The organism is Clostridium ljungdahlii (genome assembly GCF_001636845.1).
In the GTDB taxonomy this organism is placed as follows: domain Bacteria; phylum Bacillota; class Clostridia; order Clostridiales; family Clostridiaceae; genus Clostridium_B; species Clostridium_B ljungdahlii_A.
Genome location: NZ_LITT01000058.1, coordinates 132,940 through 147,460, shown reverse-complemented (window position 1 = coordinate 147,460; position 14,521 = coordinate 132,940). Strand labels below are relative to the sequence as shown.

15 protein-coding genes are annotated in these 14,521 nt (G+C 31.4%); all 15 read right to left on the bottom strand.

The window, feature by feature from the left end; translation table 11 throughout:
* Positions 1-10: 10 nt before the first annotated feature.
* Positions 11-892 (bottom strand): GTPase Era, encoded by an 882-nt coding sequence (era, locus tag WY13_RS16215; RefSeq protein ID WP_063556627.1) that lies wholly within the window; start codon positions 890-892, stop codon positions 11-13.
* 197 nt (positions 893-1,089) lie between these two features.
* Positions 1,090-1,788, bottom strand: a complete 699-nt coding sequence (locus WY13_RS16210) for a diacylglycerol kinase (protein WP_013237474.1) — start codon at positions 1,786-1,788, stop codon at positions 1,090-1,092.
* Positions 1,789-1,829: 41 nt separating this feature from the next.
* Positions 1,830-2,324, bottom strand: a complete 495-nt coding sequence (gene ybeY, locus WY13_RS16205; RefSeq protein ID WP_063556626.1) for an rRNA maturation RNase YbeY — start codon at positions 2,322-2,324, stop codon at positions 1,830-1,832.
* 223 nt (positions 2,325-2,547) lie between these two features.
* Positions 2,548-4,629 carry an HD family phosphohydrolase gene (locus tag WY13_RS16200; protein ID WP_063556625.1) on the bottom strand — a complete coding sequence of 694 codons (2,082 nt, stop codon included), beginning with the start codon at positions 4,627-4,629 and terminating at the stop codon, positions 2,548-2,550.
* 68 nt (positions 4,630-4,697) lie between these two features.
* Positions 4,698-5,852, bottom strand: a complete 1,155-nt coding sequence (yqfD, locus tag WY13_RS16195; RefSeq protein WP_063556624.1) for a sporulation protein YqfD — start codon at positions 5,850-5,852, stop codon at positions 4,698-4,700.
* Entirely contained in the window at positions 5,836-6,120 is a 285-nt protein-coding gene (gene yqfC, locus WY13_RS16190; protein WP_063556623.1) for a sporulation protein YqfC, read from the bottom strand. The genes yqfD and yqfC overlap by 17 nt, the downstream gene beginning before the upstream one ends.
* A 188-nt stretch (positions 6,121-6,308) precedes the next feature.
* Positions 6,309-6,752, bottom strand: coding sequence for a GatB/YqeY domain-containing protein (locus WY13_RS16185; protein WP_063556622.1), 444 nt, complete (start codon positions 6,750-6,752; stop codon positions 6,309-6,311).
* Positions 6,753-6,781: 29 nt separating this feature from the next.
* Complete coding sequence (gene rpsU / locus WY13_RS16180) at positions 6,782-6,958, bottom strand: 30S ribosomal protein S21 (RefSeq protein ID WP_007061146.1); 177 nt, start codon at positions 6,956-6,958, stop codon at positions 6,782-6,784.
* Positions 6,959-7,097: 139 nt separating this feature from the next.
* Complete coding sequence (locus WY13_RS16175; protein WP_063556621.1) at positions 7,098-7,442, bottom strand: histidine triad nucleotide-binding protein; 345 nt, start codon at positions 7,440-7,442, stop codon at positions 7,098-7,100.
* Between the two features lie 59 nt (positions 7,443-7,501).
* Positions 7,502-8,806 (bottom strand): tRNA (N(6)-L-threonylcarbamoyladenosine(37)-C(2))-methylthiotransferase MtaB, encoded by a 1,305-nt coding sequence (gene mtaB, locus WY13_RS16170; RefSeq protein WP_063556741.1) that lies wholly within the window; start codon positions 8,804-8,806, stop codon positions 7,502-7,504.
* An 87-nt stretch (positions 8,807-8,893) separates the two neighbouring features.
* Positions 8,894-9,649 (bottom strand): 16S rRNA (uracil(1498)-N(3))-methyltransferase, encoded by a 756-nt coding sequence (locus tag WY13_RS16165; RefSeq protein ID WP_063556620.1) that lies wholly within the window; start codon positions 9,647-9,649, stop codon positions 8,894-8,896.
* Positions 9,650-9,659: 10 nt separating this feature from the next.
* A complete protein-coding gene (prmA, locus tag WY13_RS16160; RefSeq protein ID WP_063556619.1) occupies positions 9,660-10,601 on the bottom strand; it encodes a 50S ribosomal protein L11 methyltransferase in 942 nt (313 codons plus the stop codon).
* On the bottom strand, positions 10,583-10,750 hold the full coding sequence (locus WY13_RS21570) for a hypothetical protein (RefSeq protein WP_156499072.1): 168 nt from the start codon (positions 10,748-10,750) through the stop codon (positions 10,583-10,585). Before WY13_RS21570 ends, prmA begins: the two co-directional genes overlap by 19 nt.
* 448 nt (positions 10,751-11,198) lie before the next feature.
* Entirely contained in the window at positions 11,199-12,347 is a 1,149-nt protein-coding gene (gene dnaJ, locus WY13_RS16155) for a molecular chaperone DnaJ (RefSeq protein WP_063556618.1), read from the bottom strand.
* 281 nt (positions 12,348-12,628) lie between these two features.
* On the bottom strand, positions 12,629-14,506 hold the full coding sequence (gene dnaK, locus WY13_RS16150) for a molecular chaperone DnaK (protein ID WP_063556617.1): 1,878 nt from the start codon (positions 14,504-14,506) through the stop codon (positions 12,629-12,631).
* Positions 14,507-14,521: the final 15 nt, after the last annotated feature.

The window sequence follows — 14,521 nt, the reverse complement described above, 5'->3', positions numbered from 1 at the left end:
AATTCCCATACTATTTATATCCTAATTCTTTTAACAATCTATCACTATCTCTCCATTCTTTCTTAACTTTAACCCATACCTTTAAATAGACCCTAGTATCTAAAAATTTTTCAATATCTTTCCTTGCATAAGTTGAAATTTTCTTCAACATAGCACCACTTTTACCTATAATTATACCCTTATGGGAATCTTTTTCACAGAGTAATGTAGCTTCTATATTGTAAATTTCCTTTGAGTCTTTTTTCATTGAGTCTATCTCTACTGCTATTCCATGTGGAACTTCTTTTGAGAGAAGCCTAAGTGCTTTTTCCCTAATTATCTCAGATACTATAAATTTCTCCTGTTTATCCGTAATCATATCATCTGGATAATATTTAGGTCCTTCAGGCATATACTTTACCATAAGATCTATTAATTCTTCCACATTCTTTTTCTTTAATGCAGATATAGGTATTACCTCCACAAAATCAAATATAGATGAATAATTTTTTAGAGTTTCTGCCACTCTCTGTTCTGGATTTTCATCTATTTTATTTAAAACTAAAAACACAGGTACATTACATTTTTTAAGTTCTTCTAAAATATGCAAATCCCCTTTGCCTGGCTCTAATTCAGGGGTAGTTAAAAAAAGCACCAAATCTACATCTTTGATGGAATCTTCAGCAGCTTTAACCATATAGTCCCCCAGTTTATGTTTTGGCTTATGTATACCTGGTGTGTCTACAAAAACCAACTGAAAATCATCCTCTGTTAGAATAGTCTGTATACTGTTTCTAGTAGTCTGCGGCCTACAAGATACAATAGACAATTTTTCCCCCATTATATTATTCAAAAGCGTTGATTTTCCCACATTAGGTCTTCCTATTATTGTAATAAATCCTGATTTAAACATAAATTTTCTCCTTATTTTCTAAATCTTTTTTGTAAAAGTTTCTACTAAAATTTTTTCTATATTCTTATCATGCAAATTTTCATATATTTTAAATAGTATACTTTCCATATTTCTGATGAAAATTCTAAAATTACTTGTCTATATAATTCATATTATTCCCCTAAAAAACATATAAATATAGTATTTAAATTCTCTTTTTACCCAAATACTCTAAAAAGAAATACAGTTATTAAGACACCAAATGCTCCTCCGCAAACTACTTCTATAACTGAATGAGTATCTGAATCCACCCTGCTTTGCGCCACTATAAATGCCAAAAGGTAACTCAATATTACTACTGCTAATTGCTCTGATATAAGCGCTATAGTAGTAGCTATAGAAAAAGCTATGGCACTATGGCCACTTGGCATACCTCCTTTTAATGGAGTTCCTTCGCCAAAAATTGCCTTTATAATTATTGTAGTTATAAATACAATTGCAAGTATTATAAATATTACATAAGGATTTGTACTTTTTACCTTTCTCATAACTATAAAATTAATATACTTTAGTTTATCCCAAAATATTATATATCCTACCACAACAGCATTTACCGCAGCAACTAACACTCCACCAGCAGCCACATTTTTAGCAATTTTAGCAAGTGGATGATAGTAGTTTATAGTTGCATCTATAGCAGATTCTACAGCAGTATTAAAAAGTTCCGCAATAATAACAATACTTATTGTTATTATTACAGCTAATATTTCCATTTTACTTAAATCATAAATAAAGCATATAACCAGTACTAAAAGAGCTGCTATCATATGTATTTTCATATTTCTCTGAGTTCTTACAGAATATATTATACCTTCAATAGCATAGTTAAAACTATCCAATAGCTTTTTAACCTTCATCTCTATTCCTCATTTTATATAATTTTAACTTATATACATTATTACAGTTTAAATCCGCTTAAAATTTCCTCTTCCCTCTGCCTCATGATTTTTTTATCACTTTCCTCCATATGATCATATCCTAAAAGGTGAAGTACTGAATGTACTGTTAAATAACAAGCTTCCCTTAAAAATGAATGGCCAAATTCCTGAGCCTGTTCCTCTGCTCTTTCAAGAGAAAGTGCTATATCACCTAATACTAAATTTCCATCATCCATATCACTTTCTTCAAATTCATGATTTACATATACCTGTTTAAATACGCTGCCTTCTGGATACTCTAACATTGGAAAAGATAATACATCAGTTACCTTATCTATGTTTCTATTCTCCCTATTTATATTTTTTATCTCTTCATTATCTATAAAAATAACACTTATTTCACATGGAATATTTACATTCTCTTCTTTTAGAGCGCATTGTATTACACCTTTTATATTTTCTTCTAACTCCTGTGTTACTTCTATTTTATTTTGTCTATTATCTATAAAAATCATTTGTGTTCCTCCCAATTTAGTATGTAAAAATTCTACTTTAAGTAGAACTTTTTAATTGATTGATAGATTTTTGAGAAAATTTAAGCATTTGAAAGAAAATAATAAGTCAAAGATGCGACGAATATTTTTTATCAAACAAGGAGGCAGATTCCGCAGATAGTAAATCCTATCTAAGGGTTCTACCGACGCAGTATGATAGAAAATAGGCTAGTATACTGACTAGTTATTTCTTTGAAAATGCCTTATCCTCCGGGTATTCTATTCTATGGTGATATATTCCCTGTAAAGCTTTTATAAACGCAACTTTTATTTTGCCTATATCTTTTAAAGTAAGTTCACAATTATTAAGCTGTCCTTCATCTAATCTGTCTTTAATTATGCTATTTACCATTTCCTCAATTTTATCCTCAGTTGGGTCATTTATTGACCTTACAGCAGCTTCTACACCATCTGCTAACATTATTATACCTGATTCCTTTGTCTCAGGTATTGGCCCTGGGTATCTAAAATCATCCTCTTTCACATCCTCTGGTTTTTCACTTGAATTTTTCATAGTAACATAAAAATATTTTACAAGAGATGTGCCGTGATGCTGCTGTATAGCATCTATTATTATTTCAGGAAGCTTATACTCCCTAGCCATTTCAATTCCGTCTTTAACATGGGATATTATTATTAAAGCACTTAAGCTAGGGGTTAACTTACTATGAGGATTATCTTTTCCCAGTTGGTTTTCTTTGAAAAAATAAGGTCTTCTTATTTTACCTATATCATGATAATAAGCAGCTACCCTGGCCAAAAGTGGATTTCCACCTACTTCTTCTGCTGCTACTTCTGCTAAATTTCCAACTAGTAGACTATGATGATAACTGCCCGGTGCCTCCATGAGCAGTCTCTTCAGAAGTGGATTATTAGGGTTAGATAGTTCCAAAAGTTTTATAGTTGTAACTATATTAAATACTCCTTCAAAAAGAGGCAAAAAACCTATAACTAAAATTCCAGAAATTATAGTTGAAATTCCAATATATACTGCCTTTTCAACCACATCTGCCATATTATCACTGATTAAAAATCCCATTGAAAAAGTAAGTATAACATTTATAACCGTCATATATAAACATGAAAATAATATATCCATTCTCTGCTGCATCTTTTTAAGAATAATAGCTCCTACTACAGCATTTACCACAGCTAGCACTGTTATGTCCAGGCTAAATTGTACAGCCACACTTATTAAAACACAATTAATAGTACTTATTACTAGTGAAACTTTTTTTCCAACAAGAAGTGATACTATCATAGGTACAAATGTAAGTGGTATTAGGAAAGTAGAAATCATACCAATGGTCCTAGCCATAAATATAGCTAATAAACTCAATATATTAACCATTATAAGCATTTTTAAGTCATTATATATTTTAGGACAATATATAGAAAAATATGTCCATTCCAATACCAATACTAAAAGAATCAATATGCCTAATGAAATATAAATGTGCCATTGAAAATGTGAACTATTATTTAGAAGTCCTAAGTTTCTTAATACTTCTATTTGATATCTTGTTACAGGTTCGCCTTCTTTTACTATAATTTGATCCTTTTTTATTATAACTGGTGAGACTTTTTTTACAGCTTCTTTTCTAAGTTCTTCTGTCTTATCTTTATCATAAAAGAAATTTGGTGAAATTTGAGAATATCCTATTTTAGTAGCTATGTCCTTTAAATTTTTTGACAAGCTATTAGAAGTACTGACTTTCAGCAATATAATTTCCTGAGCCTTTTTTATATCTTCTCTATTATCCCTTTGTGTATTGTCGCTTATATTATTGTTATCATACATATCTGAGAGAGATTTTTGCAAAAAATCCTGAAGTTGCTTTAATTCATCTTTATTCAACTTTATTATATCCTGATAATCATCATCTGCTAATCCTATATTATCTTCACTTTTTAATTTTTGTATTTTATCCTTTTCTTCTAATTGTGAACTATTTACCTGATCTATTTTAGAAAAAAAACTATTTAACTTACTGATAACTCCAGTTTTTACTTCAGGTTTTTTATTGTATTGAATTGGTACAGAATCCTCTGCCTGTCGAATGCGCGTTTCTGTGGATAATTCATCCTTAACTTCCCTTGGTGCTTTTATATCGACTTTGGCAATATCTCCTTCCTTCAAGTTATATTTTTTCGTCGTTAGTCCAGTTACAAGTAGCGAATAAATAAATATCAAACTTATCATAAAAACAATTATTTTATTAATTTTTTCTTGTAAAAAAAACTTTTTTAATGATAGTTTTTTCAATTAAGCTCACCCTTTATTCTTCATTTTATACGTAATCTCTTTATATAATCTTTAGTTATATTTTGCCCCTAATTTGTAATTGTATCTGGAATGGCTATGTTTTCTTCTGCTGTAACTTGTACTTTAATCTTACAAGGATCCTGACCTTCATAAGTAACTACCTTATTTACAACTTTTATAGATTTATCCAAATTGCAAGATATATTATTGTAAAGTTTTTCTCCAGTGTCTTGTACTATTTTTTGAAGATTTCCTTTTACTGTAACTTGTTTAACTTCAAAATAAGTCTCTTTTCCAAAGATGAATTTACTTTCCTCTATTTTATCATATTTATTAAATTTATTATTATCTTTTTTTAGATACTGTTTCTTTCCTCTGAAATTAATATAATAGTTTTCTATTTTCTTACCTGTTCTCTCATTTTTTATGTTATTTACTTTTACAGTTTCAGATGCCTCATAGGTAGTCGTACATATAATATATCCTGCAGCATGAACACCATAGGTTGATCCTTCCAATCCTTGTTCACCTTTTACAAGTAACTGTCCCTTTTTTACATCGTCCCCTACTTTTACAACAACAGTTCCTTTAGTGGTATATGCTCTTACAACTTTTCCATCCCTTTTGGCTATTAAATTACAAGGAGTGTTTTCTTCCACTATATTAGGAGGTGATTTTCTCTGAACTACACTTACATTTAATTCAGAACCCTGTATTCTCACCTTTGCCCACATTATATTGTCATTATCCTTTACTAAATCTTTTTCTATTTTATATACATTTATTTTATCTTTGTTAATACCTGGCTTTACGCCATAAGATTTAAGCTGCTGTCTTATTATATAAGGCGGCAATCCTTCTTCAGAATTTATTTTTACACTCCATATAAAAGTAGATAAATAATATATTGTTCCTATAAATAAAATTATTCCGGATACTAAAGTTATTTTTCTCTTAAGCTTAATTATAAAAAATATAGGGCCCCTTCTATTTATTATCTTTATTCTAGTTCCAGTTCTTCTTGCTATATCCTCTATCTTATCATAATCTCTTAAATTTATCTCCATAGTCATAGTTGTAATACTTTTCTTTTTAATATTTTTTATGTAGATGTTATTTTTCCACATAACGTTAATAAATTTTTCAGGTATAAGGGATTGTATTTCCAATAAAATTATTCCGCTTCTATAGTTTTTAAAACTAAATTTACTTGTTTCCTTCATAGACTATAGATGTAAATCTTCCTCCTATAGTTATAGTGCTTCCTCCCATAAAAAGCACTTCAAATCTACTTCCATATATGGATATCAATCCTATACCTGAATTAACTTTTATTTGACTTTCATCAAATGCTATAATACCTCTATGATTTTCAATTATTATTTCATTATCTCCTGTAATTTTGATTTGGGGCATATTTAAAATTATATCTCCGGGCAATTCCAGTTTATCTGCAATATTCCGTTTTGCATTGTACATCTTGTCTCCCATAGTATCACCTCTAAGAATTTATATATATTCACTTAAATAAATATATTAGCTTACTCCTAATAATTTATGAGATATGTATATAATAAATTACAGAAAGTTCCTAAATTTATTAGGCATGTGTAATTACAATCTTTGGGGCATACCGGAAGTAAAAAAAGGTTGAGATACAATCTCAACCTTTTACTTATTTAATTTAAATGTTCTTTTACTATTTGACTTACAAGTTTGCCATCTGCTCTGCCTCTAGTTTTAGGCATAACAATTGCCATAACCTTTTTCATATCTCTAATACTTTCTGCACCCACTTCATTAACTGCATTCCGAATAATTTCGGAAATTTCCTCTTTACTTAACTGCTGAGGAAGGTATTCCAACAAGATATCTATTTCAGATTTTGCTTTTTCAACTAGATCCTGCCTTTTCCCTTTTTCAAATTCAAGTATAGATTCACGCCTCTCTTTGACTTCTTTTGCTATTATATCTATAATTTTCTCATCGTCAAGTTTCTTTCCATCAGTTTTTTCTACCAGCAAGACAGCCGCTTTAGCCATACTTATAGTGTTTGCTTTAAATTTGTCTCCAGATTTTAAAGCATTCTTCCAGTCTTCTTGCAATCTTTCTTTAAGAGACATTACCAGTTAATACCCTCTTTCAAAGAATTCTATTTAAATTTTCTCTTTCTTGCAGCTTCTGATTTTTTCTTTCTCTTTACACTTGGCTTTTCATAGTGTTCTCTTTTTCTAACTTCTGAAAGAACACCAGCTCTAGCACATTTTCTCTTAAATCTTCTCAATGCACTTTCTATAGTTTCATTTTCTCCAACTTTTATTTCTGACATATTATCTCCCTCCCTCCGCTAGCTCAATTCAATTTAAAAAATCAAATACAGTTAACATGGGTCAAATAGCACATAGCCATTATACAATAAACCTTTCAATACTGTCAACAATTTCATAACTCTTAAATGTTCTATAATTTTAGCCCGGAGGCCATGCAAACGATCTACCACCTAGTAAATGAAAATGAACATGATGTACTGTCTGTCCTGCCTCTTCTCCACAGTTAGTTACAATTCTATATCCTTTTTCATCTATACCAAGTTTAGCTGCAATCTGTTTTGCAACTAAATATATATGAGCAATTATTTTAGAATCATCTTCGGTAAGATCATTTATACTTCCTATATGTTTTTTAGGTATTATAAGTACATGTACCGGTGCAGCTGGTTCTATATCTTTAAAACTTAGTACCATATCATCTTCATATATTTTTTCAGATGGAATTTCACCTTTTATTATTTTGCAAAAAATACAGTCTTCCATAAATTTCACCTCCCTTAACAGTATAATATTCAATAATTAATAATAAAATCCTGCTAAAGTCAAATAAATTTTTTCAACTTTCCTTCTATATATCCATCTTTTGTACCTTCAAGTTGTGTACACAAGATTTTTCCTTCCAAATTTAAAGCTTTTTCGCACTTTGTTATTACCTTTATATAATTTGGCGTATAGCCTTCGTAATATATTCCATGATTGTCAATTTCTTGTTCATAGAGTACATCCATATTATATCCCAAAAATTTATTCATAAACTCCTTTTCTAATTTTTTATCTAACTCCAATACCTTGCTGCTTCTTTCATCCTTAGTTTTACCATCTACCTGTCCGGGCATATCTGCAGCTTTAGTCCCACTTCTTCTGCTGTATTTAAATACATGCATCTTGGAAAGAGCTATTCTATCTAAAAAATCGTAAGTTTTATTAAATTCTTCTTCTGTTTCTCCAGGGAACCCAACTATAATATCTGTAGTTATAGATGCATTTTCTATGGCATTTCTTATCTCATATACTATTTTTTCATATTCTGAAGTGGTATATCTCCTGTTCATTCTCTTTAAGGTTTCATCGCATCCACTTTGAAGTGAAAGATGAAAATGAGGACATAACTTTTCTAATTTTGACATTTTCTCTATAACGCCTTCTGTAAAAAATTGAGGATCTATAGATCCAATTCTAACTCTATCGATGCCTTTTACTTTATCTATTTCCTGCAATATTCTTAAAAGATTCCAGTCTCCATCTATATCTGTACCATAAGATGCAATATGTATACCTGAAAGTATAATCTCTTTAAAATTATTACGAGATAATTTTTCTACTTCCTCAATTATTTTATCTGGAGATTTACTGCACACAGCTCCCCTGGCAAAAGGTATTGCACAATAAGAACAAAATCTATTACACCCATCTTGAATTTTTAAAAAAGCTCTCGTTCTCTTTTGGTATTCGTCTATTTTTAAGTCTTCAAATGTTTTATTTTTCAATACTTCATTTACTTTGACTATTTTTTTCCCTTCATAAGAGACCCTACTTACCCAGTATACTACGTCTCCTTTATTTCTAGTTCCTAGGACTACATCTACTCCTTCTATTTCCGATACCTTGTCTGGTGCAATTTGAGAATAACACCCTACTACAGCAATTACAGCATTACTATTTTTTTTCCTAGCCCTATGTATCATCTGTCTAGATTTTTTATCTCCCATATTGGTTACAGTACAAGTATTTACTACATACACATCTGCATAATCTTCAAAGTTTACAATATCATATCCCTCTTGTATAAATTTTTCAGCCATAGCTTCAGTTTCATACTGATTTACCCTGCAGCCTAAAGTAGACATACCTACTTTTTTATTTCTTCCATAAGCATTAAAGAATTCTTTGTTATCAAGGGTTAAATCAAATTTTTTTTCATTAATTGAATTCACCTAATAAAGACCTCCTAAATCTCCTAATTCATACATGATAAGCGATATGCATACAAAACCTGCCGTTTCAGTTCTAAGTATTCTTGGGCCTAATGTAACTATATGAGAGTTTATATTTTTAAGTTCATCTATCTCTTGTTCTTCAAATCCACCTTCAGGTCCTATTACAATAGCTATTTTATCTAGATTACTCTTATCTTCTATAGAATTTACTATTTTTTTTACACCTGCATTACTTTCATTTTCATAGGGAACTACTATAAGATCCATACATTCCCCTTCACTCAAAAGTTCTTTGAAACTAATTGGAACATTAACCCTAGGAATTATGCTTCTCTTACACTGCTTACAAGCTTCCTTAGCAATTTTATTCCATCTATCTACCTTTTTAAATTCTCCTGAATCATTTTTTACAACAACTCTACTTGTAACAACAGGCGTAATTTCATAAACTCCAAGTTCAACAGCCTTCTGTACTATCAAATCCATTTTACCGGACTTAGGTAACCCTTGAAAAAGGTAAATTTTAACCTTGCTTTCATTATATAGCGTAAGTTCTTCTATAATATTTACCACAACTTCATCTTTATCTATTTTCTCTATAGAACCTAAAAATTCTTTTCCATTACAGTTATTTATATTTATCTTGTCTCCACATTTAAGTCTAAGTACTTTTCGTATATGTTTTACATCTTCGCCCCTAATATAGGCTGTATTAAAATTTATATCTTCCTGAGGTACAAAAAATTTATTCATAACATACCACCTATTTCACTGATGCTACTATGCACACCCATTCTCCATCTTCATTTATTTCTTCTATTTTAAATCCTGTTTTGTTTAATTTATCAACTACCTCTTCTTTTCTCTCTAATATTATACCGGAGCATATAAAAACTCCTCCTGGAAGCATAAAATTCTTAACTCCATCAGCTAAAAAAATTATAACATCTGCAATTATATTGGCAACTACGATATTGGCCTTGCCTTTAACTACATCCATAAGATCTCCGTGAAGTATATTTACATTTTTAATATGATTATATCCAACATTTGTTGATGCAGATTTTACAGCTACAGGATCCAAATCCACTCCTGTAACTTCTTTTGCTCCAAGTTTTGAAGAAGTTATTGCTAGTATACCTGAACCAGTTCCTATATCAAATACAGTATATTCAGGTTTAATATATTTTTCTAACGCCTTTATGCACATTTTTGTAGTTTCATGAGTACCAGTACCAAAAGCCATACCTGGGTCAAGTTCTACTATTATATCATCTTTTTCTGCCTCATAATTCTCCCATATTGGTTTTACTACTATATTTTTTCCAACTTTATAAGGTTTATAGTACTCTTTCCATTTATTCTCCCAGTCTTCTTCATTTACTTTAGATACCGTAATTAAACCTTTTCCCTTGTCTATGCCAAAATTTTCTAAGTTATTTATACTATCTTTTATGTATTTTAAATATCCATTTAAGTTCTTATCCTGCTTATAATATCCTTTTACTACTGCTGTTCCATCTTTTATTTTAAGTAAGCTTTCATCAAAATAATCCCAATCTTCTGGATGCTTTTTCTTAAATTCTACATCCTGAGAATCTTCTATAGATACACCTTTAACTTCAGTATTGTAAAGTATTCCTGAAACTGCCTCTACTGCCTCGCTGCTAGTAGTAATTGAGACTTCTATCCATTCTTTGTCCATAGGTTTCCTCCTATACAAAATTTTATCTGATGGCTACCTACTGTAATGCTCCCATTTCTATCAAAGTGGGATATAACAGTAGCTATGCCCCTAGATAATTCATCTAAACTTAGTGGGAGAAACAAAACTCTAAAAAGAAATCGATTCATTTTAAATCAAAGATTTGGGATATCTGCTTTTCCCACTAAGTAAGATTCATTGATACTATAGAGTTTCTAATTTGAACTTTAACTTATACCACATTATATAATGACAAATTTTATCACATTAACAACTTTAATAAGTCTAAACTTCAATAGAAAACCCTATATAGGTTTTCTACCTTAAAAATCAACTTATACGCAGGTATATTTTTACAATAATGAAGCTCTTTTAAATATTTTGTATATAAGGCTTAGGGAAAAATTTTTGAAAAATCTAGAACTTTTCAATTGTTTGAGGCACGAGTTTTCAAAAGTTCTCAGTATTTTTCAAAATTTTTTTCTTAGCCTTATCAAAATATTTAACGAGCTGAAGGTTGTAAAAAATATCCGGAGTATAAGTTTATTTTTTGCTTAGAAACTCTATAATTCCATGTACTTAGTGATTTTAATTATATTAGTGGTGATGTTTAAGTTTTTCAAAGATAGATTTCTTTCCACTTTCTCCTGCAGGTATTTCTCCACTTGCCTCCATAAGCATTATAATAGCTTCTTTCTGCTTTTCATTTAGATCCTTAGGTACATCAACAATTACATTTACGTATTGGTCACCTCTACCATGACCATTAACTCTAGGGACACCCTTACCTTTAAGTCTAAACACAGTTCCTGATTGAGTTCCTGATGGTACATCATACTTTACATCCCCATCTATAGTTGCAACTTTTAAGCTAGTTCCAAGGGAAGCTTTACCAAAGCTTATATGTGTATCTGTATATATATCAAATCCCTTTCTCTTAAACTTAGAATGAGGTGAAACCCTTATATTTACATAAAGATCTCCTGACTGTCCCCCATTCTTGCCACTTTCTCCTTGTCCCCTTAATGGAATTATATTTCCATTATCTACTCCTGCTGGAACCTTCACTTTTATCTTTTTATGTTTTCTTACTGCACCTTTCCCTCTGCATTCTGGACAAGGATCTTTTATTATAGTTCCTCTTCCACCGCATTTATCACAAGTGCTCATACTTACAAAGCTTCCAAGAGGTGTATTTCTCTGAGTTCTCATCTGTCCTGTTCCACCGCATTTATCACAAGTATGGGGCCGTGTTCCTTTTTTAGCTCCTGTTCCACCACAAGCCTCACATTTTTCATTTCTAGCTATATTTATTTCCTTTTCCACTCCAAAAACAGCTTCTTCAAAAGTTAAATTTAGAGTATATTCAAGATCTGCTCCTTTTTGTGGTGCATTTCTTCTTCTGTTGCTAGAGCCAAATCCGCCTCCACCACCAAAGAAAGAATCGAATATATCTCCAAAGCCTCCCATGTCTGAAAAATCAAAACCTCCAAAGCCTCCAAAGCCTGCATCACCGCCGCCATTGAAGTCAGTTGTTCCAAACTGATCATATTGTGCCTTTTTCTGAGGGTCTGAGAGTACTTGATAGGCTTCATTTATTTCCTTAAATTTTTCTTCAGCTTTTTTATCGTTGGGATTCCTATCTGGGTGGTATTTCAATGCTAATTTTCTAAATGCTTTTTTTATATCTTCATCACTTGCACCTTTTTCAAGTCCAAGTACTTCATAATAGTCCTTCTGTGCCATTTTTTACTTTTCACCACCTAAAATATTTTCATTGAACTAAAATTTGGGTTCTAATTTCTGTAACTCCTTTTCCCTTCGGTCAAATGAGTAAGTGATTCACACCAAATCAGAGATTTGGGTTCTAATTTCTGTAACTCCTTCTCCTTTCAGTCGAATGAGTAAGTGACTCACACCAAATCGAAGATTTGGGTTCGCTACTTAAATTAAGGGAAGAGTATAAAAACTCATCCCTTAACTATTACCATTATACACACTTATTATATAATCGTGAAGAGGAAATATTATTTATCATCATCTACTTTGTAATCTGCATCAACTACATTGTCATCTTTTTTTTCTGATGCACCTTGAGAGCCTGCTCCTGCTCCTGGATTTTGTCCTGCTCCCGTATTTGGATCTGCTCCTGGATTTTGTCCTGCTTGAGCATTCTGACTATATATTTTAGATGTAATTCCATAGAAAGTTTGAGTTAAATCTTCAGTAGCTTTCTTTATTGCCTCTAAATCTTCTCCATCCTTTATTTTCTTTAAAGCTTCAACTTTTTCCTCTACAGTTTTCTTATCTTCAGCTGATACTTTATCTCCCAAATCCTTTAATGTCTTTTCTGTCTGATATACAGATTGATCGGCATTATTTTTTATATCTATGGATTCTTTTCTCTTTTTATCCTGTTCTTCAAACTTTTTAGCTTCATCTACTGCCTTGTTTATTTCATCATCGCTTAAATTAGTTGAAGCTGTAATTGTTATATTAGCTTCTTTTCCTGTTCCTTTATCTTTAGCAGATACATTTACTATGCCATTGGCATCTATGTCAAATGTAACTTCAATTTGAGGAATTCCCCTTGGAGCTGGAGCTATTCCTGAAAGTGTAAATCTTCCAAGAGTCTTATCGTCAGCAGCCATCTTTCTTTCACCTTGAACTACGTGAATTTCAACTGAAGTCTGGCCATCTGCTGCAGTTGAAAATACCTGACTCTTCTTAGTTGGTACCGTAGTATTTCTATCAATAAGTGGAGTGGCAACTCCTCCTAAAGTTTCTATTCCAAGTGTAAGAGGTGTAACATCAAGAAGTAATACGTCTTTTACATCTCCAGTTAAAACTCCGGCCTGAATTGCAGCTCCTACAGCTACACATTCATCAGGGTTAACTCCCTTTGATGGATCCTTACCAGTAAAATTCTTAACTGCTTCCTGAACAGCTGGTATTCTTGTAGAACCACCAACTAATATAATTTTATTTATATCATTTATTGTAAGTCCTGCATCATTTAATGCTTTTCTCATAGGCTCAATTGTTCTTTCGACTAGATCTTGAGTCAACTCATTAAATTTTGCTCTTGTCAAGTTCATGTCTATATGTTTTGGACCAGTTGCATCTGCTGTAATAAATGGTAAATTTATATTTGTTTGAGTAGATGCTGAAAGTTCAATTTTTGCTTTTTCAGCTGCTTCCTTTAATCTTTGAAGTGCCATTTTGTCATTTCTTAAATCTATACCATTCTTAGCTTTGAAATCTTCTGCTATATAGTCCATAACTTTTTGGTCAAAGTCATCTCCACCTAGACGAGTATCACCATTTGTAGCTTTAACTTCAAATACTCCATCTCCAAGTTCTAGTATGGATACATCAAAAGTACCTCCACCTAAGTCATATACAAATATCTTTTGACTTGTATCAGTTTTATCAAGTCCATACGCAAGTGATGCAGCTGTTGGTTCATTTATTATTCTACGTACATTTAATCCTGCAATTTTACCTGCATCTTTAGTTGCCTGTCTCTGACTATCGTTAAAATATGCTGGTACTGTTATAACTGCTTCAGTTACAGTTTCTCCCAAATAAGCTTCAGCATCTGCCTTTATTTTTTGGAGTATCATTGCAGATATCTCCTGTGGTGTATAATCTTTTCCATCTATATTTACTTTATGGTCTGTTCCCATTTGTCTTTTTATTGACATTATTGTCTTATCAGGATTTGTTATTGCCTGTCTTTTGGCAACTTGACCTACTAATCTTTCTCCATTCGCCTGGAATGATACTACTGATGGAGTTGTTCTTGCTCCTTCTGAATTTGCTATAACTGCAGGATCTCCACCTTCCATAACTGCGACACATGAATTAGTTGTTCCTAAATCAATACCTATTATTTTTGACATATTAACTTACCTCCT